This is a genomic window from Novosphingobium taihuense (assembly GCF_007830315.1).
GTDB lineage: Bacteria > Pseudomonadota > Alphaproteobacteria > Sphingomonadales > Sphingomonadaceae > Novosphingobium > Novosphingobium taihuense.
In genome coordinates this window covers 327,669-349,533 of sequence record NZ_VLKJ01000001.1, presented here as the reverse complement: position 1 = coordinate 349,533, position 21,865 = coordinate 327,669, and the positions used below count along the sequence as shown (strand labels likewise).

Annotated in this window: 23 protein-coding genes; 10 read left to right on the top strand and 13 right to left on the bottom strand. The window is 63.5% G+C overall.

The genetic code is table 11. The annotated features are described in order from the left end of the window. Position 1: 1 nt before the first annotated feature. The 6 genes from IQ25_RS01570 to IQ25_RS01545 form a co-directional block, all read right to left on the bottom strand. Positions 2–298, bottom strand: coding sequence for a DUF2849 domain-containing protein (locus tag IQ25_RS01570; protein WP_144901580.1), 297 nt, complete (start codon positions 296–298; stop codon positions 2–4). Then, positions 295–1,065, bottom strand: coding sequence for a uroporphyrinogen-III C-methyltransferase (gene cobA / locus IQ25_RS01565; protein ID WP_144901578.1), 771 nt, complete (start codon positions 1,063–1,065; stop codon positions 295–297). Before cobA ends, IQ25_RS01570 begins: the two co-directional genes overlap by 4 nt. A 118-nt stretch (positions 1,066–1,183) precedes the next feature. Next, on the bottom strand, positions 1,184–2,194 hold the full coding sequence (locus IQ25_RS01560) for a mechanosensitive ion channel family protein (RefSeq protein ID WP_258536925.1): 1,011 nt from the start codon (positions 2,192–2,194) through the stop codon (positions 1,184–1,186). Next, positions 2,191–3,426, bottom strand: a complete 1,236-nt coding sequence (gene metC, locus IQ25_RS01555; protein WP_144901574.1) for a cystathionine beta-lyase — start codon at positions 3,424–3,426, stop codon at positions 2,191–2,193. Before metC ends, IQ25_RS01560 begins: the two co-directional genes overlap by 4 nt. A 381-nt stretch (positions 3,427–3,807) precedes the next feature. Then, entirely contained in the window at positions 3,808–4,650 is an 843-nt protein-coding gene (locus IQ25_RS01550; protein ID WP_144901572.1) for a sulfurtransferase, read from the bottom strand. Between the two features lie 140 nt (positions 4,651–4,790). After that, positions 4,791–5,300, bottom strand: a complete 510-nt coding sequence (locus tag IQ25_RS01545; RefSeq protein ID WP_144901570.1) for a hypothetical protein — start codon at positions 5,298–5,300, stop codon at positions 4,791–4,793. A gap of 148 nt (positions 5,301–5,448) precedes the next feature. Here IQ25_RS01545 and IQ25_RS01540 point away from each other — a divergent pair, with 148 nt between their 5' ends. Together IQ25_RS01540 and queF are read left to right on the top strand one after the other, a co-directional pair. Beyond that, entirely contained in the window at positions 5,449–5,976 is a 528-nt protein-coding gene (locus IQ25_RS01540; RefSeq protein WP_144901568.1) for a hypothetical protein, read from the top strand. 91 nt (positions 5,977–6,067) lie between these two features. Next, positions 6,068–6,520, top strand: coding sequence for a preQ(1) synthase (gene queF / locus IQ25_RS01535; protein WP_144901566.1), 453 nt, complete (start codon positions 6,068–6,070; stop codon positions 6,518–6,520). 8 nt (positions 6,521–6,528) lie between these two features. Here the strand turns inward: queF and IQ25_RS01530 are convergent, their stop codons facing one another. Further along, positions 6,529–7,011, bottom strand: a complete 483-nt coding sequence (locus IQ25_RS01530; protein WP_144901564.1) for a winged helix DNA-binding protein — start codon at positions 7,009–7,011, stop codon at positions 6,529–6,531. A 259-nt stretch (positions 7,012–7,270) separates the two neighbouring features. Then, positions 7,271–7,657, bottom strand: coding sequence for a hypothetical protein (locus IQ25_RS01525; RefSeq protein WP_144901562.1), 387 nt, complete (start codon positions 7,655–7,657; stop codon positions 7,271–7,273). 232 nt (positions 7,658–7,889) lie between these two features. Here IQ25_RS01525 and IQ25_RS01520 point away from each other — a divergent pair, with 232 nt between their 5' ends. The 4 genes from IQ25_RS01520 to IQ25_RS01505 all read left to right on the top strand — a co-directional run bounded on the left by IQ25_RS01520 (position 7,890) and on the right by IQ25_RS01505 (position 13,331). Beyond that, complete coding sequence (locus tag IQ25_RS01520) at positions 7,890–9,476, top strand: hypothetical protein (RefSeq protein WP_144901560.1); 1,587 nt, start codon at positions 7,890–7,892, stop codon at positions 9,474–9,476. Positions 9,477–9,569: 93 nt separating this feature from the next. Beyond that, complete coding sequence (locus IQ25_RS01515; RefSeq protein ID WP_144901558.1) at positions 9,570–12,248, top strand: TonB-dependent receptor domain-containing protein; 2,679 nt, start codon at positions 9,570–9,572, stop codon at positions 12,246–12,248. Positions 12,249–12,505: 257 nt separating this feature from the next. Then, the gene (locus IQ25_RS01510) at positions 12,506–12,850 is read left to right on the top strand and encodes an ArsR/SmtB family transcription factor (RefSeq protein ID WP_144901556.1); all 345 of its coding nucleotides are present in this window, start codon (positions 12,506–12,508) and stop codon (positions 12,848–12,850) included. Further along, positions 12,843–13,331: an SRPBCC domain-containing protein gene (locus tag IQ25_RS01505; protein WP_144901554.1), complete on the top strand. Its 489-nt coding sequence runs from the start codon at positions 12,843–12,845 to the stop codon at positions 13,329–13,331. The genes IQ25_RS01510 and IQ25_RS01505 overlap by 8 nt, the downstream gene beginning before the upstream one ends. A gap of 2 nt (positions 13,332–13,333) precedes the next feature. Here IQ25_RS01505 and IQ25_RS01500 read toward each other — a convergent pair whose 3' ends face one another. Beyond that, positions 13,334–14,008: a response regulator transcription factor gene (locus IQ25_RS01500; protein WP_144901551.1), complete on the bottom strand. Its 675-nt coding sequence runs from the start codon at positions 14,006–14,008 to the stop codon at positions 13,334–13,336. 107 nt (positions 14,009–14,115) lie between these two features. Further along, positions 14,116–15,285 (bottom strand): 4-hydroxybenzoate 3-monooxygenase, encoded by a 1,170-nt coding sequence (gene pobA, locus IQ25_RS01495; RefSeq protein ID WP_144901549.1) that lies wholly within the window; start codon positions 15,283–15,285, stop codon positions 14,116–14,118. 113 nt (positions 15,286–15,398) lie between these two features. Between pobA and IQ25_RS01490 the strand changes: the two genes are divergently transcribed. The 4 genes from IQ25_RS01490 (at position 15,399) to IQ25_RS01475 (ending at position 18,792) form a co-directional block, all read left to right on the top strand. Next, positions 15,399–16,244 (top strand): helix-turn-helix domain-containing protein, encoded by an 846-nt coding sequence (locus tag IQ25_RS01490; RefSeq protein WP_144901547.1) that lies wholly within the window; start codon positions 15,399–15,401, stop codon positions 16,242–16,244. 279 nt (positions 16,245–16,523) lie between these two features. Beyond that, the gene (locus IQ25_RS01485; protein ID WP_144901545.1) at positions 16,524–17,657 is read left to right on the top strand and encodes a cobalamin-independent methionine synthase II family protein; all 1,134 of its coding nucleotides are present in this window, start codon (positions 16,524–16,526) and stop codon (positions 17,655–17,657) included. After that, positions 17,654–18,046 carry a nuclear transport factor 2 family protein gene (locus IQ25_RS01480; RefSeq protein ID WP_144901543.1) on the top strand — a complete coding sequence of 131 codons (393 nt, stop codon included), beginning with the start codon at positions 17,654–17,656 and terminating at the stop codon, positions 18,044–18,046. The genes IQ25_RS01485 and IQ25_RS01480 overlap by 4 nt, the downstream gene beginning before the upstream one ends. Next, positions 18,043–18,792 (top strand): IclR family transcriptional regulator, encoded by a 750-nt coding sequence (locus IQ25_RS01475; protein ID WP_144901541.1) that lies wholly within the window; start codon positions 18,043–18,045, stop codon positions 18,790–18,792. The genes IQ25_RS01480 and IQ25_RS01475 overlap by 4 nt, the downstream gene beginning before the upstream one ends. Before the next feature lie 21 nt (positions 18,793–18,813). On the opposite strand, the gene IQ25_RS01470 is transcribed toward IQ25_RS01475, so the two are convergent. The 3 genes from IQ25_RS01470 to IQ25_RS01460 form a co-directional block, all read right to left on the bottom strand. Further along, a complete protein-coding gene (locus IQ25_RS01470; RefSeq protein WP_144901539.1) occupies positions 18,814–19,653 on the bottom strand; it encodes a beta-etherase in 840 nt (279 codons plus the stop codon). Positions 19,654–19,926: 273 nt separating this feature from the next. Beyond that, positions 19,927–21,315: a syringate O-demethylase gene (gene desA, locus IQ25_RS01465; RefSeq protein ID WP_144901537.1), complete on the bottom strand. Its 1,389-nt coding sequence runs from the start codon at positions 21,313–21,315 to the stop codon at positions 19,927–19,929. Positions 21,316–21,603: 288 nt separating this feature from the next. After that, on the bottom strand, positions 21,604–21,861 hold the full coding sequence (locus tag IQ25_RS01460; RefSeq protein ID WP_144901535.1) for an ATP synthase F1 subunit epsilon: 258 nt from the start codon (positions 21,859–21,861) through the stop codon (positions 21,604–21,606). Positions 21,862–21,865 lie beyond the last annotated feature (4 nt).

Genomic DNA, 21,865 nt, shown 5'->3' with positions numbered 1-21,865 from the left:
CTCAGATCACCCAGTTGCCGGCGGCGGGGTCGGCAGGCTTGAGGGAAAGGTCGAGGCGGACCGTCGGCCCCAGCGCCCGGATACGGTCCTTGATGTGCGCAGGACGCACGCCTTCGTCGGTCAGCGTGGCTTGGATCACCTGCGTGTCGGTGACGATCTGCTTGGCGTTCTCGCGCGCGATGATCGCCTCGGCATGTTCGCCTGCTTCCACCGCATCGTTGACATGGCGCGACCAGCCTTCGCCGGTCCACCAGATCACGTCGCCGGTGCGCAGATCACTTCCGGTAATGACCTTCACTGAACAGCCTCCAAAACTTGCTTCAATTCCATCATGTCTCCCCGGCCTGCCACTTCACCAATCACGATGAGGGCAGGGCTCTTGACCTTGTTGTCCGACACCAGCGGTCCAAGGCCCGCCAATGCCCCGCGCAGCACGCGCATCTGCGGCCGCGCGGCATTCTCCACCACGGCCACCGGCATCGTGGGCGCCAGCCCGTCTGCCATCAGTTTCTCGGCAATCGCGTCAGCCGTGGCGACGCCCATGTAGATGACCAGCGTCCGGCCGACGCCTGCAAGGCCCGCCCAGTTCTGGTCCGTTAGTCCCTTGCACTGTCCCGCCACGAACGAGACGATGCTGGCCGCATCGCGATGGGTGAGGGGGATCATCGCAGAGGCCGCAGCCCCCATTGCCGCGCTCACGCCCGGAACCACCTGCACCGGCACGCCCGCTGCGAAGCAGTCTTCCGCTTCCTCGCCGCCACGCCCGAACACGAAGGGATCGCCGCCTTTGAGGCGCACCACATCGTTCCCGGCCAGAGCCTCGCGCACCAGCAGAGCGTTGATCTCTTCCTGACGCATCGTGTGGCGCGAACGCTGCTTGGCGACCGAGATCATCCGGCAGCCCTTGGGCGCCATGGCGAGAATCGCGGGATCGACCAGCCCATCATGCACCAGCACCCGCGCATTCATCACCAGCCGCGCCGCACGCAGCGTCAGCAGGTCCGGATCGCCGGGCCCTGCGCCGACAAGGAATACGGTTCCGACTCTGGAAGAGGGATTGCTCATGAGGGCCAGATGGGCGCGCGGCCTTCAAGTCGCCAGTGAGAATGCTTTTCCCCCCCGCTAGATGATCTTTAGCGGAAGGGGGCAGTCAGCACCATCGCCCACGCCCCCTACATAACCGTCACCCCGGGCTTGACCCGGGGTCCCGCTTTTCGTTGGTGGGCGATGCAGAAGGAAGCGGGACCCCGGGGCGAGCCCGGGGTGACGAAGGAATTGGCGCGGAAAGCTCACCCTTCAAAGCCTCCACCAATGCCCGCAGCCCCTCGCTGTCCTTGAGGTTCATATCCTGCTGCGGGAAGGGAATCTCCACCCCGTTGTCCCTGAACAGACGCCACACTGCTTTGAGGATGTCCGACCGCACGTTGCCGACGCCGCCCTCGGGATCGTCGATCCACACCACGATCGTCATGTCGATGCTGCTCGGCCCGAAGGCGCTCAGCAGCACGCCGGGCGAGGGGAAGCTCAGCACGCGCGGCACGCCGGCCACGGCCTCGAGCATCAGCTTCTCGACCTGTTCCAGATCGCTGCCATAGGCCACGCCGACCGGAATGTTGATCGCCACCTCGCGTGAGGAATAGGACCAGTTCTCGACCTGCTGGGTCATCAGGTTCTCGTTCGGAATCAGGTACTCGCGGTTGTCGCGCGTCGTCACAGAAACCGCGCGGATGCCGATCTTCTTGACCTCGCCGAACGAATTGCCCTTGCCGTCGTTCACCGCGATCACGTCGCCCGGCTTGATCGAGCGGTCCATCAACAGGATGATCCCCGCGATCAGGTTGCCGAAGGTTTTCTGCAGGCCGAAACCGATGGCAAGGCCGAACGCGCCCGAGAACACGGTCAGCGCGGTCAGGCTGATGCCCAGCACATCGATGCCGACCATGATCGATATGCCCCAGACCACGATCGTCGCGATCTTCTCGCCCAGCAACTGCTGCGTGCGGTCAAGGCTGGTCAGCCGCCTGAACGTCCTCCGCGCCAACCTGCCGATCAGTTGCGCTGCCACGATCACCAGCAGCATCACTATCACGATGCGCAAGGCGCCCCAGACCGAGATGTGATAAGTGCCGAGATCGAAGCCGATCTCGTTCAGCAAGCGGATCACGTCGGCAATCTGCTGCTTGAGGCTGTTCACGTGGAAGCTCCTGCCCATGCCGCAAGCCCACGCTCAAGATCGGCGATCAGGTCAGCGGTATCCTCAAGGCCAATGGAAAGGCGCACACCGAAGCAGTCCTGCGCATCCATGCCCTTGAGCGGCCATGCGCTCGCCGTGCGGATGCTGGCAGGATCGACCGGCGTCGCAAGGCTCTCGAACCCGCCCCACGAATAGCCGATACCGAACAGGTCGAGCGCATCGATCAGCGCATCGCGCGCCGCGCTCGTCCCGCCTTTCAGCACGAAACTGAACAACCCGCAGCCGCCGGTGAAGTCACGCGCCCAAAGCTCATGCCCCGGCGATCCCGGCAGCATCGGGCACAGCACCCGAGCCACTTCCGGCCGCCCTTCCAGCCACCTGGCAATCGCCAGCGCAGAGGCGGTCTCTGCCTCCAGCCGGTGCTTCATCGTGCGCAGGCCGCGCAGCATCAGCGAGGCATCGTCGGGCGAGACCACGAGGCCCAAACCCTGCGAGCGCAGCCGCAGCTTGCGATACCACTCGGCCCCCGCACTCGCACTGCCCATCATGCAGTCGGAGTGGCCGGACACATGCTTGGTCAGGCTCATCGTCACGATGTCCACGCCGTGCTTCAGGCCCGAGAATCCGAGCGGCGAGGCCCAGGTGTTGTCGAGCACCGAGACGATCCCCCGCGCCTTCGCCGCCGCCGCCAGCGCGGGCACGTCCTGCACCTCCATGGTCAGGCTGCCAGGGCTTTCCAACAGGACGCACCGCGTCCGCTCGCAACAGGCCGCCTCGAACGCGGCGAGGTCGGTCGGATCGAACCAGCGCGTCTCGATGCCGAGGTCCTTCAGCAGGCCCCGGCCCATGACGCGGGAGGGTTCGTAGGCATTGTCCGTCATCAGCAGGACGTCGCCCGGACGCAGCACCGTCAGCAGAACTCCGGCGATGGCCGATACCCCCGACGGATAGAGCACAGTTCCCGCTGCGCCCCCCTCGAGTTGGGTCAATGCCTCTGAGAGTGCCCACTGAGTTGGAGATCCCCTTCGCCCATAGTAGAAGCGCCCGTCCTCGTTGGCCGGATGCGCCCGAAGCGCTGCCATATCGGGATAGAGATGCGTCGAAGCGCGCCACACCGGCGGATTTACCACAGCCCCCGGATGCCCCGGCGTCCCGGTCCACTCCGCCCGCCGCCCGGCAAGCACGCCACGTGTGGCGAGCCCGTAATTGTCGATGTCGTCAGAACTGCTCATGGTGTCGGGCGATAGCAGGACCCGACCTGCGGTTCGACTGCTTTAAGCTTTTCCACTCGGCAGAATCCTTGCCGACCCGCAAAAACCAATTGTCAACTTATATTGTAGAGATTAATGGGGGTTTTGACGGGACGTATGCAGAGTCGACCGCTTCTCGAACTGATCTTTTGGGAGTTCAGCGAATGTCTCAAGCAATCCTGATCAACCCGGCCCCGCTGGCCGAATCGCGACATTGCAGAGCGCAAAGGCGACCCGCAAACGCGCCGCGCCTGCGAATTGGACGGATGCTCGCTTGCATGTTCTGCGCCGCCTTCTGGGTGACCGTCATCACGCTCATGCTTTGAACGCGCGCTGCTCAGCGCTCGCTGTGTGCCGCCGCCTTCAAGCTGTCCCAGTTGCCTTGGGCGTCGCGGGGTCCATGCCCCACTCGCTCCACGACCCGTCATAGAGCGCGACGTCTTCCTTACCGATCAGATGTGCGGCGAAGATCAGCACGTTGGCAGTCATGCCTGAGCCGCAGGACGAGATCAGCGGGCGCGACAGGTCGATACCCGCAGACTCGAACAGGGTGCGGATGGCGTCAGGCGATTTCCAGGTGCCGTCGGGATTGAACAGGCTGGAATAGGGGAGGTTGCGCGCGCCGGGAATGTGTCCGCTGGCCAGCGCCGGGTTGGTTTCCGGCACATCGCCCGTGAAGCGCCCGGCACCGCGCGCGTCGATGACCAGTTCGGCCTTGCTGTCGAGATTGGCGAGGACGTCGGCTTTCGAGCGCACATGGCTATCATCCGACCACACGGTGAAATGCCGCTGCCGCAGCGTTTCCACGCCCTGCGCGCACTTCCGCCCCTCGGCCTTCCACTTGGCAATGCCGCCATCGAGCAGGGCGACGTTCTGGGCCCCGAACATCGTCAGCATGAACCACGCGCGGGTGGAAGTCTTCACCGGGCTGTCGTCATAGATCACGATCCGGCTGCCATCGCCAAGGCCGAGCGCCTGCATCCGGCTTGCGAATTTCTCGGCCGAGGGCAATGTGTTGGGTACGGACGAGGCCGCGTCGACCAGTTCGGCAAGGTCCATGAACACCGCGCCGGGAATATGGCAGGCCTCGTATTCCAGCCTTGGCACGCGACCATGCTCGGGCAGGAATGCCGTTGCGTCGACTATGCGTAGATCGCTCGCGCCCATCTCGTCCGCGAGCCACTGGGTGGAAACCAGCGATTCCATGGTTAACTGTGCTCCTGCCTGCCTGCGCGACCCGTCTGGCGCGGGTTCGTTTCGCCGAGACTAGACGCGGCAATCACCACCGTCGACCGGAAAAAGGTTCAGGCTGTCGAGTTTGTTTGTGCACTGCGAAGACTGCCGCTTCAGGCAAAGGCCGGCACGGTCAATTCCCGTCGCCCGACCTTGGGATAGACCCTTGGCCCCACATCAAGGCGGAACGGCTGCAACCGCTCGCCAGCCGCCAATTCTTCCAGCCCGACGACGAACGCGGCCCTGAGCTTGATGACCCGACCGGCGTCGCGTGCGGTCACTTCGAACCGCACCAGCGGCACGAACAACGCGGCACTGCCATGGCGGATCGGAGTGATTGCGGCGAGCGGGAGGCGCACCTCGCCGCCTATTTCCATCGTTTCGCCGGCAGTCAGACCCGGTAGACTGTGCAGCACCTGCGCCTCGCCAAGCCCCAATTGTTCTTCCGCCGGGCGCGAAGCATGGGCCGAGATCATGTCGCCCCGCACCTCGATGTCCGAGAGCGAGGCGCCCGCCGCAAGCGACAAGCGATAGGACAGCGTCGCATGGACAAGGCTCGCGCTCATGCGGACAACGGAAATATCCAGCGCCAGCGGAGCAGCTACTGGAGCCGGTGGAACCATTGTTGATGGCCCCGTGCTCTGGGCAGGGCGTGGGGGTGGAATGTCCCGAACGACCGGAGGTTCGAACGAAGGTTCCTCCACATCGTTACGCCTCCGCCTTGACACGATCCAGCCGCCCGCAACGACGACAGCGAGCCCTGCAAGCACCATGGCCCACAGCGGAATGCCCTGCTTCTCACCAGCAGTCACCGGCGCTGATCTGGGTTCGGATCGCACCGAGGGGGCAGGCGGCTCCAGCGTTGTGGCGGCGCCTGTCGATGTGGGCGATGGCATCGCCGCCGGAGCGACTGTCGGCGTTGCACTTGGGGCTTCGCGAACGGACCCTTGCGCGGAAGGTTCAGCGGCGGGCCGCGTCGGGCGGGGCGCCGGCGTGGCGGTCGCTGGCGAAGCTGATGGTGAGGGCAGGGGAGCGGGCGTGATCGACGGCGCTGGCGTCGGCGTCACAGCGGGGTTCGGTGCCGGGCGCGGCGGCGGCGCGTCGGACACCACCGGGCCTTGGGCGGCGGGTGTCTGGGTGCTCGAAGGCGGCAATTGCCATGAGCCGGCATCTTGCGCCTGCGCCACGCTGCCAAGCGCGAGACACGCACTCGCCGTCAGCCAGAAGCCTTTCTGGCGCTGTGCAATCTGGAAGCCCGTCCTGAACGTCATGGCTGGGCAAGGCCGGTCGGCAGTTTAATGCCCGGTGAACCATCGGGCACGATCCGCCCACTTGCTCCAGAGCTGCGACGGGTGCATTGGGCGGGCAATATCCAGTCAAAGGCCAGTCCATGACCAAGACCCCGCTATTCCTCGGGCAGAACAGCAGCTTGCCCGCCTCGCCCGAAGAGGCCGTGCTCGATTACGTGCCCAACCCGCGCTCCGGCACGCTCTACATGATCCGATTTGCCGCGCCCGAGTTCACCTCGCTGTGCCCGGTCACCGGCCAGCCCGACTTTGCCCATCTGGTGATCGATTACGCGCCGGGCGAGACGATCGTGGAATCCAAGGCGCTGAAGCTGTTTCTCGGCTCGTTCCGCAATCACGCCGGATTTCACGAGGACGTGACCGTCGGCATCGGTCAGCGCCTGTTCGACGAAATGAAGCCGCAGTGGCTGCGCATCGGCGGCTACTGGTATCCGCGCGGTGGCATTCCGATCGATGTGTTCTGGCAATCCGGGCCGCCACCTGCGGGTCTCTGGCTGCCCGACCAGGGCGTCGCCTCCTATCGCGGGCGGGGCTGACGGGGCGTTCAGGCGGCGAGCGTAGAGCGTTCGACTGTACGCGCCGCCGGAAGGCTGGAAATTGCGTTGCCGGGCGAAATTGCCATGGCGATCCGCTCTGCCCCCGATTGCGTCAGCCGCACCCAGACCCGGCGGCGGTCGCTTGGGTCGGGCTCCCTCACGATCAGTCCTGCTTCGTGGAATATGGCGAGCCAGCGCAGGACCGTTGCGCCCGGGATATTGGCGCCAAGGCCAAGGCCGGTCACCGAAATCTGCCGCATCTCGACATGGTGGATGAACAGTTCGAGCATCAGGTCCCAAGCCGGATCTGCGACCTGAATGCCGGGAAAGAGCTCCTGCCGCCGGCGCCGGGCCTGGATTTTCGCCTTCGCGATGGCAGCGAGCCTCTCGAACGTTGGCACCGTTTCGCCATGAACCTCTTCATGGTGCCCCAGGAGCTCTCCGATCAGTGTCTGGATCGCTGCCAGTCTCGCCAGTTCTTCCTTGTTCATCCTTGCCGACCCCCGGTCCACCCCTCCCGGTGGACTTGAATGTCGATTTTAATGCATCAAATAAGATGCTGAATACAATTGAATAATTTCAGTAGGCGAAAAAAGTCGCTTCGACTTGGCGCAACTAAAGTTAGGAGATGAGAACGCTCGCATCGCGCTCGCATCGCAGATTAGTCGTGATATGGGTGCATGGACCAAAAGGGATCCGCTCAAGATCCCTTTCGTGTCGCAGTGGCTGGCCGCTGCCGCACCCCCTATGTCAGCGCAGGGCGAGTACCTCGTCGCTGCCCAGTCGCGACAGGGCGAGCGTGGCCGCGCGGCGGGAGTCGATCCAGCGGCCATCCGAAAGCTGAACGTCATAGCGATCGTCCGAGGCGACCGCGCTACGGTAGAGCTTTGCGGCGCGATCCCTCTGGCCGAGCATCTTGTAGGCGGTGCCAAGGTTGATCAGTGCGAGCGGATCGCCACTCTTGGCAAGTTCACTGTTTTCGATCCGCGCGATGGCTGCCATCGGGCGTCCGGCGACGATCTCATGGAAGCCGACATCGCCGCTGGGCAGGGAGGGAGCAGGAACAGTCAGCGGTGGCGTGACCATGACGGCAGACTGGCTCATCAGAGCTGCGGCAAGAAGCAAAGTGTTGGCCATGATGTCTCTCCGTTAAGCGATTGCTGTGATTTTCACGAAGCATGCCATGATTCTCTGCTTCTGCAATGAAACTGAAACATTGTCACAAAAGTGCAACTTTAACACCCGCGCGAATCCGTGTGCGTCGTCACATTGGTCAAATAACCGTCAGATAAATTGACACAAAACTGTCAGGAAACCGCAAAGAGGCTGTCACTTTGCAGGCCTAGAGAACCCCTCGACCAAGGCGGGGATGGCTCCCGCCGCCATCCATGGGGGATACCAAGTGAAGAACATCCACGGCCTGTTCCTTGTCGGCTGCAGCGCACTGGCGCTCGCCGGCTGCGGCCCCACCGACATCGCATCGCCCGGCACCGGCGGCAACGTCATCATCAATCCTTCGCCGACGCCAACTCCGACCCCGACGCCAACTCCAACGTCCACCCCGGTCACTGCCGCTGCGGGTTGCCCGACGATCGAAGACCCGACGGGCCTGACCGACGCCGGTACCGTCACATCTGCACAGGGCTCCTGGCGCGTCTGCACGCTGCCTGCGCGCATCACCCGTTCGACCACGCTCCCGAAGATCGCGGGCCTGCTCTACTCGATGAACGGTCGCGTCGATGTCGGCAACGATGCCGGCTTCAGCAGCACCAGCACCGGCGTGACGCTGACCATCCAGCCCGGCGTGATCCTGTTTGGCAACACCGGCACGTCGTGGCTTGCCGTCAACCGCGGCAACAAGATCAATGCCGTTGGCACCGCCACCGCGCCGATCATCTTCACCAGCCGTGACAACGTGCTCGGCCTCAACACCGAAACGTCGCAGGGCCAGTGGGGTGGCGTCGTGCTGATGGGCCGTGCGCCGATCACCGATTGCACCACCGGTTCGGTCGCCAGCGGCGGCACCGCCAGCACTTGCGAGCGCCAGACCGAAGGCGCGGCTGATCCTGCCCTGTTCGGCGGCACCAACGATGCCGACAACAGCGGCACGATGAAGTACGTCCAGATCCGCTACTCGGGCTACGTGCTCGGCTCGAATTCGGAACTCCAGGCGCTGACCCTCGAAGGCGTCGGCTCTGGAACCCAGTTCGACTACATCCAAAGCTACAACAGCTCGGATGATGGCGCGGAATTCTTCGGCGGCACCGTCAACATGAAACACTACATCTCGGTGGGTGCCGACGATGACAGCCTCGATATGGATACCGGTGTTCAGGCCAATCTCCAGTACCTGCTGCTGATCCAGCGTGCAGGTTCGGGTGACGCGCTGATGGAACTCGACAGCAACGGCAACGAAGCCCAGACGCCGCGTCAGGTTTCGAAGATTGCAAACTTTACCGCTGTCCAGGCTCAGACCAGCAGCAACAACGAAGCTGCCGATCAGGCCGCGCTGCTGTTCCGTGGCAACTCGGACATCTCGCTCTACAACGGCGTGGTCAACACCCCGAACAATGAATGCATCCGCATGAACGGTTCGGGCGGTGCGAACGCCTCGACGCTCGTCGCTCGCTCGGTGGTGATGTCCTGCAACGCCACGAAGTACCTTGGCACCGGCACCTACACGGCGGCTCAGGTTCAGACGTTCTTCGGTTCGGGATCGAACAACAACAACGACGGCTTCACGTCGACGTTGACCGGTGGCTTCATCAACGGTGCCAACGAAACTGCCGTGACCGCCTTTGACGTGACCACGCTGTCCTCGTTCTTCTCGGCGGTAACCTACATCGGCGCCGTCAAGGATGCCTCGGACACCTGGTACGCTGGTTGGACCTGCAACAGCACGGCTGCGAACTTCGGCACCACCAGCCAGTCCTGCACGCTGCTGCCGACCACCTGATCGGCGCCTTTCGGGAAACCCGGGGGGTGGCCGGCAACGGCTGCCCCCTTTCCCGCACCACGGAACTTTCCTTTTCCCCAGGGGGGACGACAGATGAATACCTTGCGGCTCGCACACCTGCTGCTGCTTTCCACCGCGCTGTTCAGCCCGGCGCTCGTTCACGCGCAGGATGCCACGCAGACGCCGCCTTCGGCACCGGAAGCGCCTGCCGATCAGGCCGTTGCCGATGCACAGCCCGAGCAGCAGCCACAGGAAGCAGCGCCCGAAGTCTCGATCCCCGGTGGCGAGATCGTGGTGACCGGCCAGCGTGACCGCAACCTTCAGCGCGCCGCGCCGCAGGTCGTCTCTGTTCTCGGCACGGCGGAAATCGCCCGCACCGGCGAAGGCAACATCGCAGGCGCGCTCGGCCGCGTGACCGGCCTGAGCGTCGTCGGCAACGGCTACGTTTATGTGCGAGGTCTTGGCGATCGCTATTCTCTCGCCCTGCTTAACGGCTCGCCCCTGCCGAGCCCGGAACCGCTCAAGCGCGTCGTACCGCTCGACCTGTTCCCCTCCAGCATCATCGCCTCGTCGCTGGTGCAGAAGTCCTACTCGGTGAACTACCCCGGCGAATTCGGCGGCGGCGTGGTCAACCTCACCACCAAGTCGGTCCCGCAGGAAGCCTTCGTCAACATTGGGATCGGCGGATCCTGGGATACGGAAACCACCAACCAGCTCGGTTACACCTATTATGGTTCGAGCACCGACTGGACCGGTTTCGACAATGGCCAGCGCGATTATACCAACGCCTTGCAGAGCTTCTTTGCCAGCGGCGAACGGCTCAGCTCAGGCAAGGTCGATGCCGTTGCCGTGGGGCAGGGCATTGTAAACACCCGCAACGGCCTGACCCAGCGCATCCCCAACATGCCGGGCAACGGCTCACTCTCGCTTTCGGCTGGCAAGTCGTTCGATCTCGGCGGCGCGACCCTCGGCGTGATCGCCACGGCAGGCTACAACAACAAGTGGCTGACGCGCGACGTGACCAGCCAGACCTCCGTCGAATCCGACCTCGCTGACCTGCAGTCGGACTTCCGTCGCGTGACGACGGATAACCGCATCGTCGTCAACGGCATGCTCGGGCTCGGCCTCGAATTCGGCCGCAACAAGATCCGCTGGACCAACCTCTACATCCGCGACACGCTCAAGCACACGCGCATCAGCCTTGGCCAGCGCAACCAGACTACGGTCGATTACCAGCAGCAGGAAACCGCCTGGTACGAACGCCAGCTGATCGACAGCCAGATCGTCGCCGAGTTGAAGCCGCTCGACGGCCTCAGCGTCGACCTTCGCGGCGGCTTTGCCAATTCGCAGCGTGAAGCACCCTACGAGCTGAGCTTCGAATACGTCCGCACGAATGTCGCTTCGGACCCGCTCGGCCAATATTTCGTCAACAACCTCGACGGCAACTCAGGTCGTGCCAACGTCAGCTTCTCAGACCTCAACGAAGACCTGTGGTCGGGCGGCATCGACGTGTCCTACAAGGTCTCGCCAGCGATCACGACGACCATCGGCTATGCCTATACCGACACGCGCCGCACCAGTTCGCGTCGCGATTTCCAGTGGCGCGCTGTTGACCTTCCCGATGGCGTGAATCTGTTCCGCCCGGACTATCTGCTGAGCAACGCCGTCACCAAGGCCTTCAACATCGGCCTCGTCGACACCAACGAAGGCAATCCCGCCTTCCTCGCCATGCTCAAGAACCACGGCGCCTACGCCAAGATCGATGCCCAGCTGACCGACAAGCTGCAACTCGATGCTGGTGTGCGCTATGAGACCGCCAAGATGGCTGTGTCGGCCATTCCGGTGTTCAGCGACGTGACTTCGATCACTGCGCCGACCAGCCTGAACAACGATTACTGGCTCCCGGCGGCAACGCTCACATGGTCGTTCCGCGACGACATGCAGCTGCGCGCCAACGCTTCGAAGACGATCGCCCGCCCGCAGTTCCGCGAGCTGATCTACCAATTCTACTTCGATCCCGACACCAACCGCACTTATCGCGGCAACCCGAACCTGCAGGACAGCACGCTGACCAACGCCGAGGCCCGCTACGAGTGGTACTACGCGCGTGACCAGCGCTTCTCGATCGCAGGCTTCTGGAAGCGGATCGACAAGCCGATCGAAAGCTTCGTCAGCCTCGAAAGCGACAACTTCATCACCAGCTTTGCCAACGCGCCCAAGGCCGATCTCTACGGCGCCGAAGTCGAACTGCAGAAGTACTTCGACCTGTCGGACTGGGGTGGCTTCTGGGAAGCCCGCCGCTTCGCGCTGATCACCAACTACACCTACACCAAGTCGAAACTGAAGGTGAAGGAAGGCGACCAGACCTCGTACTACCTCGCCGCTTCGACCCGCGCGCTGGACTACTTCACCAACGGCGCGCCGCTGACCGGACAGAGCGAGCATATCGCTAACGTCCAGCTCGGTCTCGAGGACACCGACGGTCTGTCGCAGCAAACCATCCTGCTGAGCTATGCGAGCAAGCGCGTCTTCAGCCGCGGCCTGCTCAACACTGGCCAGCCCGACGTGGTGCAGGACCCGGGCCTGCGCATCGACTTCGTCGCGCGTCAGGGCTTCAAGTTGTTCAAGAACGATGTCGAGCTCAAGTTCGAGGCCCGCAACATCACCGGCCGTCGCAACTACGAATACCAGCAGTCAGGCACCAACCGCGTCGAGGTAAACTCCTACGACGTCGGCCGAACGTTCGCGCTGTCGGCTTCGATGACGTTCTGAAGTCTTTCACAGTCAATCCACCTCGAGAGGCGGCCTCGCAAAGGGCCGCCTCTTTTTTGTCGACCGTCGTTCGCAAGCGCCCAACCCGACTAACTCGTCATTGCGAGCGGAGCGAAGCAATCCAGAGCGGGTTGAGCTACTCTGGATTGCTTCGTCAGCTTCGCCTCCTCGCAATGACGAAGCTTGTTCGCAAAAGGCAGGTTCGCGGCTTTTTGTAACTTGCGGATCGTGCAGGCTTATGTCAGAAACTGAACCACATGGTTCAGTTTGAACGCCTCGACTTGTCCTTTGCCGCCTTGTCAGACGCCACGCGGCGCGGCGTTGTTGAGCATCTGGTGCGATCCGATGCTTCCGTGGGCGAACTGGCCGATCGCTTCGGCATGACGCTCACCGGCATGAAGAAGCACATCGGCGTGCTCGAGCGGGCAGGGCTGGTGGCCACGGAAAAGCAGGGCCGCGTGCGCAAGTGCCGCATCGGCCCGCGCCGGATGGAAGAGGAAGCGGCGTGGATCGAAAGCTACCGGCAGATGTGGGATGCGCGCTTCGCCGCGCTCGACGGCATCCTCGAAGACCTCGCGCGAAGGGAGAATGGCGATGAATGACTCAGCTGAAAGTTCGCAGGGCAACACCGTCGTGGAACGTCGCTCGGATCGCGAGCTCGTCGTTATCCGACGCTTCGCTGCCCCGGTCCATCTCGTCTTCCGTGCCTGGGCCGACCCGGCGCTGTTCCGCCAGTGGTGGATCCCCCGGTCCTACGGCATGACGCTCGTCTCGTGCGAGATGGACGTTCGCAAGGGTGGAACCTACCGACTGGAAATCGGCCATCCCGCTTCGGATCAACCGATGGCTTTCTTCGGCACCTATATCGAAGTCGTGCCCGACGAGCGCATCGTCTGGACCAACGAGGAAAGCCGGGACGGCGCAATTACCACGGTCACTTTTGCGGCAAGGGACGGCCAGACCGAAGTCAGCATCTCCAACCTGTTTCCCTCCGCCGAGGCACTGGAGCAGGAACTCGCTTCCGGCGCCTGCGACGGCACCCGCGAAAGCCTCGACCAATTGGAGGGTTTCCTCCAAGCCTGACTTCAGGGGCGATCCAGCACGTATCCCAACGACCGCACCGTCCGCAGCGGCGATCCCGCACCAACATCGCGCAGCGCCCGCCGCAGTCGGCTTACCCAGGCGTCGACGGTGCGCTCGTCAATCGGCTGGTCGTGCTTGCCCAGCGCCGTGATCAGCTGTTGGCGGCTGAACACGTGGCCGGGCTGCTCCATCAGGTAGCGCAGCAGGCGCAACTCGTTGGGCATCAGCAACAGCGGTTGTTCGCGCCAGCGCGCCTGCATCGCGGCAAGATCGAGCGTCAGTTCGCCCAGCTTGAGCATGCGGGCAGGGGCCTCATGCTCGGGCAACTGGACCGACAACACCCGGTCGAGCAGCGCGCTGCGGTCAACGGGCCCCACGATATAATCGTCCGCCCCCGCGCGCAGCGCCCGACGCTTGGCCTCGGCGTCATCGTCCTCCAGGATCACCGTGATATGCGCATCGTGGCCGAGACTGTCGGCGCAGCGCAGCCGGCGGCACAGTTCCAGCCCGGACATCTCATCAAGCACCCAGTCGATGAACGCCCAGGGCCGACCTTCCATCAGCGGCAGTGGCGCCTGAGCCTTCCAGCGATGGAACACCACGCGCAAGTCCGAATGGACAAAGGCCTCGCGCCCGCCCGGAAGGTCCCCTGTAAGTAGGATGTCGATATGCCGCATGTAAAACAAAGCCCCTGTCGATGGGCTTGTTCTGTCGCGATTATGTGACGGGCAAATGACGATGTTACAGGGAACGGCAACCCTTTTGGGCAGGGAGTTCTTTCGCCTTACACCGGCAGCCCGACGTAGTTCTCGGCGATGCTGGTCTGCGCGGCCACGCTGCTCGAAATGTATTCGAGCTCGGCCACCTGCATCGCGCGTTCGAACGGACCGTCCTCGGGGAAGCGATGCATCAGCTTGGTCAGAGACCATGAGAACCGTTCCGACTTCCACACCCGGGCCAGCGCCTTGGCGGAGTAGCCGACGACGGCATCGTTGTCGGCCCGCTTGAAGAAGCCGGTCAGGGCTTCGGCTGCGTAATGCACGTCGCTTGCCGCAAGGTTCAGGCCCTTGGCGCCGGTAGGCGGCACGATATGCGCGGCATCGCCGCAGAGCAAAAGGCTGCCATGGCGCATCGGCTCGAACACATAGGAGCGCAGGGGCGCGATCGACTTCTCGATGGACGGCCCGCGCGTCATGTTCGCCGCGGCTTCAGGCCCGAGGCGCACCGCCAACTCATCCCAGATGCGTTCGTCCGACCAGTCCTCGACCTTCTCCGTCAGCGGCACGTCCACGTAGTAGCGGCTGCGCGTGTGGCTGCGCATCGAGGCGAGGGCAAAACCGCGCTCATGGTTCGCATAGATCAGTTCGTGGTTGCACGGCGGAACGTCGGCCAGAATGCCGAGCCAGCCGAACGGATAGACCCGTTCATACTCGCGCGCCACGCTCGTCGGGATCGCCTTGCGGCTTGGCCCATGGAAGCCGTCGCAGCCGACGATGAAGCGCGCATCGATCCGCTGCTCCGCACCATCGAGCGCATAAGTCACATAGGGCGCATCGCTCTCAATATCGTGCAGCGCCACATCATCAGCACCATAGATCACTTGCAGCCCGCGTTCGGGCGCGGCGTCCATCAGATCGCGGGTGATCTCGGTCTGGCCATAGACGACCACCGTCTTTCCGGTCAGGTCGGCCACGTCGATACGGATCAGGCGCTCGCCATCGGCAAGGTTGAAGCCTTCTTCAACGAGGCCCTCGGCCTTGAGGCGGGCATCGAGGCCCAGCCGACCCATCAAGCCGACGGTGATCTGCTCAAGCACGCCTGCGCGGATGCGGCCAAGGATGTAATCGGGCTGCTGACGCTCGACCACGACGCAATCGACGCCTTCGGCCTTGAGCAAGTGTCCGAGCAGCAGGCCCGCAGGCCCCGCGCCGATAATGGCAACCTGGGTCTTCATGAATCACATCTCCCACGCGCCCGCACTGGGATGCGGGATCATGATGACAAATTGACAGAAGCACTGGTTATGAGGAATGCAGCGTCAGGACAAACAGCTGGCACTTTCGGGACATGATCGAGGCGATACCGCGATACGCTCTTTATGGTGAAGGCACTGCGCAGAACACCGGCGGTTTCGCGCATATCGAAACCATTGCAGAGCGCAGCGCCTTGCACGACTGGGAAATCGGCATTCACCGGCACGACCACTTCGTGCAAGTTCTGCTGGTAGAAGAGGGACACGCCGCAGTAACCCTCGATACCGTCACTACCGGCCTCGAAGGCCCCGCTCGGGTCATCGTGCCCGCCGCCGCCGTCCACGGATTCCGCTTCCGCCAGGGCACGCGCGGATTTGTCCTCACCTTGTCCACCGACTTTTCCACACGTGCAACTGGCCCCACTGACCCTTTGATCACCGCCCTCGCACGCGGCGGTTCGGCTCCGCTCGGTCCGGAGGCAGCCAATCGTGCCTTCTGGCTCGCGCGCGAGATGCTTGGCTTGCAGCAGCAGTGGCAGCAGCATGACCCGCTTTTCCTTGCGTTTGCCGAAAGCCTGATCCGCACCGTTGCCCGCGACGTACCTGCAGTGGATGACGCCACGCGCGCCGACCGCCGTCTCGACCGATTCCGCCAGCTCGTAGAACTGCACTACCGCCAGCACCGCGATCTCGATTTCTATGCCGGCGCATTGGGCCTCACCCGCCGCACCCTGTCACGCCTCACTTCCGCGCGCCTCGGCTGCAGCCCGATGGACCTCATCCACCGCCGCCTCGCCCTCGAAGCCCACCGCCTGCTGCGCTACACCACCGCGACCGCCGCCCAGGTCGCCACCGAACTCGGCTTCGAAGACCCCAGCTACTTCTCGCGCTTCTACCAGCGCGTCACGGGGCGGCGACCTTCGGAGGACAAGGCGGGTTGAGGCCGTCGCGTGAGCATTTTGGGCTGTCCTACACTGGCCATTTCTGAAAGGCTCCAGCGCATGGGATTCGCACGCGCCTTTGCACGCTTGAGAGGGGCCTCCGGGAGGAGCAGGAGCTGCCCAAATCCGGGTCCCCTGAGTTTTCTCTCTGGACAGTGTAAACGGCGTAAACCCCCGCAGAGCGCGTTCTTCGCAAAAACCCCGCAAATCCGCTTGTTTCACTCGCCAAGTAGGCTATGAATTTTTCACAGATATGAATTGCGGATGAGGCTTTCTGAAATGGCAAAGATCAAGACCACCCACGTCGGCAGCCTCCCGCGCGGCGATGAACTCACCCCGCTGCTTCTGGCACGGGACAAGGGTGAAGCCTACGATGCGGCCGAATTCGATGCGAAAGTTTCCGCCGCCGTCGATGCCGCGGTCAAGACGCAGGTCGATGCGGGCGTCTCGGTCGTCTCAGACGGTGAACTCGGCAAGGTCGGCTACTCGACCTACATGATCGAACGACTCTCGGGCTTCGGCGGCCATATCGATCGCAAGCCTGCCGCTGACCTCGCCGAAGTGCCCAACCTCGCCAAGAAGCTCTCGGCGATCATGGGCAGCCAGGAATTTGTCCGCGCTTCATGTATCGGCCCGGTGCGCAAGGTCACGCTCCAGCCGCTGCACGACGACATCCGCCGCTTCAAGTCTGCGCTCGAAAAGCACGCGGCGCCCGATACCGAAGCCTTCATGAACGCGGCATCGCCCGGCCTCATCACCGCCTTCCAGGTCAACCGCCACTACCCGAGCCACGAAGCCTACCTCGCAGATCTCGCCGATGCGATGCGCGAGGAGTACGAGACGATTGTGGACGCGGGCTTCTACCTCCAGCTCGATTGCCCCGACCTCGCGATGAGCCGCCACACCGGCTATCAGGACCTTTCGGACGAGGAGTTCGTCAAGGTCGCCGCCGCCAACGTCGAAGCGCTGAACGCGGCCACTGCCAACATCCCGCCCGAGAAGATGCGCATGCACATCTGCTGGGGCAACTACGAAGGCCCGCACGATCACGACATCCCGCTCGAGCGCGTGATCGACATCGTGATCGGCGCGCGGCCCGCCACGGTCCTGTTCGAGGCCGCAAACCCGCGACACGAGCATGAATGGAAGGTCTGGAAGGACGCCAAGCTGCCCGACCACAAGATCCTCGCGCCCGGCCTGATCGACACTTGCTCGAACTACATCGAGCATCCCGAACTGATCGCCCAGCGCATCGAACGCTTCGCCGGGATCGTCGGCGCGGATCGCGTGGTGGCGAGCACCGATTGCGGCTTCGGCACGTTCGCGGGTTACGGCAAGCTTGATCCGATCGTGACCTGGCGCAAGCTCAAGTCGCTGCGTGAAGGCGCGGACATCGCCGCGAGCCGCCTGTGAGTCCGGACGACCGCCGCGCTGTCGAGCATGACTGCGCTCGCCTGATCGCGCTCTACGCCAACCTTAACGACGAGGCGCGGTGGGACGAAGTCGCAGCACTCTACGCCGAGGACGGCGTGATGTACCGCCCGACCGCGCCCGATCAGGGCGTTGAAGGGCGCGCGGCGATCCTTGCCGCGTTCAAGGCCCGCCCGCCGCGTACCACGCGGCATGTCTGTTCGAACGTGGTGATCGACGTCGAAGGCCCGGCAACTGCGCGCGGCACCAGCGCGATGCTGCTGTTCACGGGCGAGAGCGCGCCGCTGGTCGGCTCGTTCCACGACCGCTTCGTGCTGACCGCCGAAGGGTGGCGTTTTGCCGAGCGGCGCGGGAGCCTGCTGTTCAAGTGAACGCGCCCGCCGCCTCGAACCCGGTCAAGTCGGCGATGCGCACGCTCGATGTGATCGAGTATGTCGTGGCGAACCGGCAGGGCGCAGTGGCGCAGGAGATCGCAAGCGCGCTGGCCATTCCTGTCAGCAGCTTGTCGTACCTGCTCGCGACCCTGACCGAGCGGGGATACCTGACTCGGGAAGGGCGGCGCTACCTGCCGGGGCCGGGTCTGCAGCGCCTGCGTGCGCCCGATGCCGCTCTGACGCTCGAGGATCGGGTCGCTCCACTGGTGCGTGCACTCAGGAGCGAGCTGAACGAGACCTCATCGTTCATGGTCCGGCGCGGCTGGGAAGTGGAAGCACTGGTCACAGAAGCGAGCGATCAGGCGCTGCGCTACGCCGTCGATCCCGGCACGCGCCGCCCGCTCCATGCGCTGGCCGCAGGCAAGATCATGGCGGCGTGGCTGCCTCCTGCCGAGATGGCGCGCTACTTCGCCGAGACCGATCGGACTAGGTTCACCCCCCAGACCCGCGTGACTGAAGCCGAGCTGCGCGCCGACTTCGCGCAGATCATGGCAACCGGTTTCAGTCTGGCGCGGGAGGAGGCGACGCCGGGCATCTGCGGCATGGCCGTGCCGGTATGGATCGACGAGCAACTGGCCGGAGCCTTCAGCGTCGCCGTGCCCGCAGTGCGCTTCAACGAGGCGCTGGCCGAGCGTATCCGCCAGTTGTTGCTGCGCACCGCCAGCGCACTGGGTGACCGCTGAGCGGCCACCCCTCGGCTTCGTTTAATTCTTGAGGCCTTCGGTGATGCGCTTGGTCTCTGCGCGCGTCGAATCCGGACCGGTGTTGCGCTTGTAAATGCCGCCCTGGCCTGCGGAACGGTTGAACAGATCGGGGTCGCCCTCGCGCTGTTCTAGGCCGAACAGGGAGTGCAGGCCGGGGTGGCGGCCAAGACCGCCGTACAGATCGAGGCAGCGTTCAATCCACGGGCGCAGCGGATCGTCGTTGGCCAGTACCGGGATCTTGCAGACCGAAGCGGTGAACAGGATGCCGCCCATGATGCGGTAGTCGGCATAGTTGGGCGATGATCCGCCAAGCCATTCGTGCTGGCCGAGCGCGGCACGCAGCGGTTCGAGCGCGGCGCTGATCTTGGGCAGGCGGTCTTCGCGTCCGGCCTGAACATCCTCGAGCTTGCGGCCCAGCATCTTCTCGCGGCTGTGGGTGACGTATTCATGATCGGCCGGCACCGACAGGTCGCGGTAGTCAGCGCAAAAGCAGAACATCCATGGGCCGACCGCTGCGTTCCAGAACCAGTGGTCCAGCGCCTTGAGCGTGGCTGCCACGCTTTCGTGGGGGATCAGGGCAGGGCGGTCCGGATACTTGGCGTCGAGGTATTCGACGATGCCCCAGCTATCGAGCACGAATTCGCCATCGTCGACGATGGCGGGCAAGCGTTCGGTCTTGCCGCCCGTGCGTTCAAGAATGCCGGTGAAACCGCCGGGCACGACATCGAGGTCGAAGCCCTTGTGCTTGAGCGCGTACTTGGTCGCCCAGACGAACGGGCTGATCGTTGCGCCGGTCGAAAGGGCGAGGTCGTAGAAGGTGATGGTGTTGTTGGCGGCCATGACATCCTCATGTTTTCGTTGCTGGCAGTGTGCCAGATATTGTTAGTAACACAAACGGAATTTATGGAGCTGAACGTCTGTTTCTCGTTGCCTTGGATTTGGTCAGCTCTTCCGCTCGCTCTTGCCGACGCGGGTCATTCGGAAGAAAGCTGGCTCCCGGATCAAGTCCGGGACAACGAGGAGTGAGGAACGAAGGAAGCGCCCAAACGCAAAGAGCGCCGGACCCGTCGGGATGGGCCGGCGCTCTCGCAGTCGGGCTGGTTGCCCTAAGACTTACTTCTTCGTGCGCCAGCCTTCGGCGTAGTTGTCACGGGCGACTTCCGAGTAGGGAACGGCGGCGACAGTGGCCTTGATCTCGGTCTGGACGTGGGGCTCGACGGTCGGCTTGGTGGTGCCGCCGTTGGGCTCACCCCACAGCAGGCTGACTTCGGTGCCGGGTTCGACGTAGCCCGGCTCCATCATCGCAAGCGTGAGGAACTTGCCTTCGTTGGCGGTGTAGCCGATCCAGGTCGAGAGGCCGACCATCTTGCCATCGGCAAGAACCTGATCGAACGGGTGCATCGAATAGACCGCGCTCGGGTACTCCATGAACTTGGCGCGATCGCCCTTGCTCAGGGCCGACGACTGGACGCGCATCACGTCTTCGTTGTCCAGCGCGAGCGTTACCTTGGTGCGATGCTTGCCTTCGGCGGCCATCTTCTCGAGTGCGGCGCGGCCGATGAAGTCGTGGTCGAACTTGACGAAGGGTCCGTAACCGAGGTCCCACGGCGTCGTGTAGTAGCCTTCGATGGTTTCGGGGACGTAGCTACCGCCGACCGAGCACTTGGCTTCATAGGAATTGGCGGTGAGCCATTCACGGTAGGGGCGCAGAGCTTCGCCGGTGTAGATTGCGGGGAAGGGCGAGGGGATCCAGCCTGATTCCAGCGTGTTCGAGGAATAGGCGCGGCCACCGACGAGCGCCATCTGGAACGCCTTGCCAGCTTCGACCAGAGCAGCGTGGACGGCGCCGTAGTCTTCCCAAGGCCCCATCAGTTCGAAGCCCGGCTGGCCGGCCATGCCATGGCGCAGCGCACGGACTTCCTTGCCGCCGATGGTCATCCGGGTCATGTGGAAGAATTTGAGGTCGGGCGCAGTCTTGCCGGTGGCCTTCTCGATGATCTTCATCGCGTTCGGGCCCTGGACCTGGAAGCGGTAGGAATTGCGCTTGCCATCGGTGCGCATGGCCCAGCGTTCGTCACGTTCGATGGTGACGTTCCAGTTACCGCTGGCGGCGTGATATTCGACCCATTCGATCGTAGGCGCGCGGCCGACGAGGTTGAAGTGGTTCTCGTCGAGGTAGAAAAGGATCACATCGCCGATCACGTAGCCATCGGGGGTGACGGGCACGAACTGCTTTGCGCGGTCAGGCTGGAAGTTCTTGAACGAATTGATGCCGAGATGCTCAAGCATCTTGAAAGCGTCAGGCCCCTTAACCGCCAGATCGACCATGTGGTACGACTGGTTGTAGAGCACCGCAGAATGTGCCCATGCCCACTGTTCGTTGCGCCAGTTCGAATATTCTGCCGGAACGCCCGGATAGACGTTTGGCCCGACCTGCTGGTTGCGGACGAAGTTTACGAGGTCACCGGCATTCTGGATGACCTGTTCGAGGGTCTGGGACATGTTCTTCGCTCTCCCGATGCAATTTCGCGGATGTGGATTCGCTATGCCCCAATTTCGCGTGCTTGAAAAGTTCGGAATGATGAATTGGGTAAAAAATTGTATGTGTTGCATACAGACGCGGTGGGGGACCATCCTTCACTAGGCTCAGCATGAGCGGGCTTTGGGGAATGCGGCTTCCTACCATTCCGCACAGCCTGAGCTTGTCGCAGGCCCGTCGCGCGTGGACGGCACAAACGAAAAGGGCCGACCCTTTCGGGCCGGCCCTTTCGAAGTACGTGTTGAGGCCGATCAGCCTTCGACGTGTTCGGCCAGAACCGTCAGGCCGTTGGCACCGACTTCGGCGAAGCCGCCCTGGACCTTGATCTCTTCAGGAGCCGATCCGGCCGACTTGTAGACCTTGATCGAGCCGTCCTTGACCGTCGACATGAACGGCGCGTGGCCTTCCAGCACGCCAAATTCACCGTCAGTACCGGGAACGACGACCATGTGGACCTCTTCCGAACGGACGAGGCGGGCCGGGGTGACGAGTTCGAAGTGGAGAGACATCTCT

Coding starts and splice junctions, on each gene's coding strand:
- cobA (WP_144901578.1), bottom strand. CDS start 1,065: ATGAGCAATCCCTCTTCCAGAGTCGGAACCGTATTCCTTGTCGGCGCA.
- metC (WP_144901574.1), bottom strand. CDS start 3,426: ATGAGCAGTTCTGACGACATCGACAATTACGGGCTCGCCACACGTGGC.
- IQ25_RS01550 (WP_144901572.1), bottom strand. CDS start 4,650: ATGGAATCGCTGGTTTCCACCCAGTGGCTCGCGGACGAGATGGGCGCG.
- IQ25_RS01545 (WP_144901570.1), bottom strand. CDS start 5,300: ATGGTTCCACCGGCTCCAGTAGCTGCTCCGCTGGCGCTGGATATTTCC.
- IQ25_RS01540 (WP_144901568.1), top strand. CDS start 5,449: ATGGCCCACAGCGGAATGCCCTGCTTCTCACCAGCAGTCACCGGCGCT.
- queF (WP_144901566.1), top strand. CDS start 6,068: ATGACCAAGACCCCGCTATTCCTCGGGCAGAACAGCAGCTTGCCCGCC.
- IQ25_RS01530 (WP_144901564.1), bottom strand. CDS start 7,011: ATGAACAAGGAAGAACTGGCGAGACTGGCAGCGATCCAGACACTGATC.
- IQ25_RS01525 (WP_144901562.1), bottom strand. CDS start 7,657: ATGGCCAACACTTTGCTTCTTGCCGCAGCTCTGATGAGCCAGTCTGCC.
- IQ25_RS01520 (WP_144901560.1), top strand. CDS start 7,890: ATGGCTCCCGCCGCCATCCATGGGGGATACCAAGTGAAGAACATCCAC.
- IQ25_RS01515 (WP_144901558.1), top strand. CDS start 9,570: ATGAATACCTTGCGGCTCGCACACCTGCTGCTGCTTTCCACCGCGCTG.
- IQ25_RS01510 (WP_144901556.1), top strand. CDS start 12,506: ATGGTTCAGTTTGAACGCCTCGACTTGTCCTTTGCCGCCTTGTCAGAC.
- IQ25_RS01505 (WP_144901554.1), top strand. CDS start 12,843: ATGAATGACTCAGCTGAAAGTTCGCAGGGCAACACCGTCGTGGAACGT.
- IQ25_RS01500 (WP_144901551.1), bottom strand. CDS start 14,008: ATGCGGCATATCGACATCCTACTTACAGGGGACCTTCCGGGCGGGCGC.
- pobA (WP_144901549.1), bottom strand. CDS start 15,285: ATGAAGACCCAGGTTGCCATTATCGGCGCGGGGCCTGCGGGCCTGCTG.
- IQ25_RS01490 (WP_144901547.1), top strand. CDS start 15,399: ATGATCGAGGCGATACCGCGATACGCTCTTTATGGTGAAGGCACTGCG.
- IQ25_RS01485 (WP_144901545.1), top strand. CDS start 16,524: ATGGCAAAGATCAAGACCACCCACGTCGGCAGCCTCCCGCGCGGCGAT.
- IQ25_RS01470 (WP_144901539.1), bottom strand. CDS start 19,653: ATGGCCGCCAACAACACCATCACCTTCTACGACCTCGCCCTTTCGACC.
- desA (WP_144901537.1), bottom strand. CDS start 21,315: ATGTCCCAGACCCTCGAACAGGTCATCCAGAATGCCGGTGACCTCGTA.
- IQ25_RS01460 (WP_144901535.1), bottom strand. CDS start 21,861: ATGTCTCTCCACTTCGAACTCGTCACCCCGGCCCGCCTCGTCCGTTCG.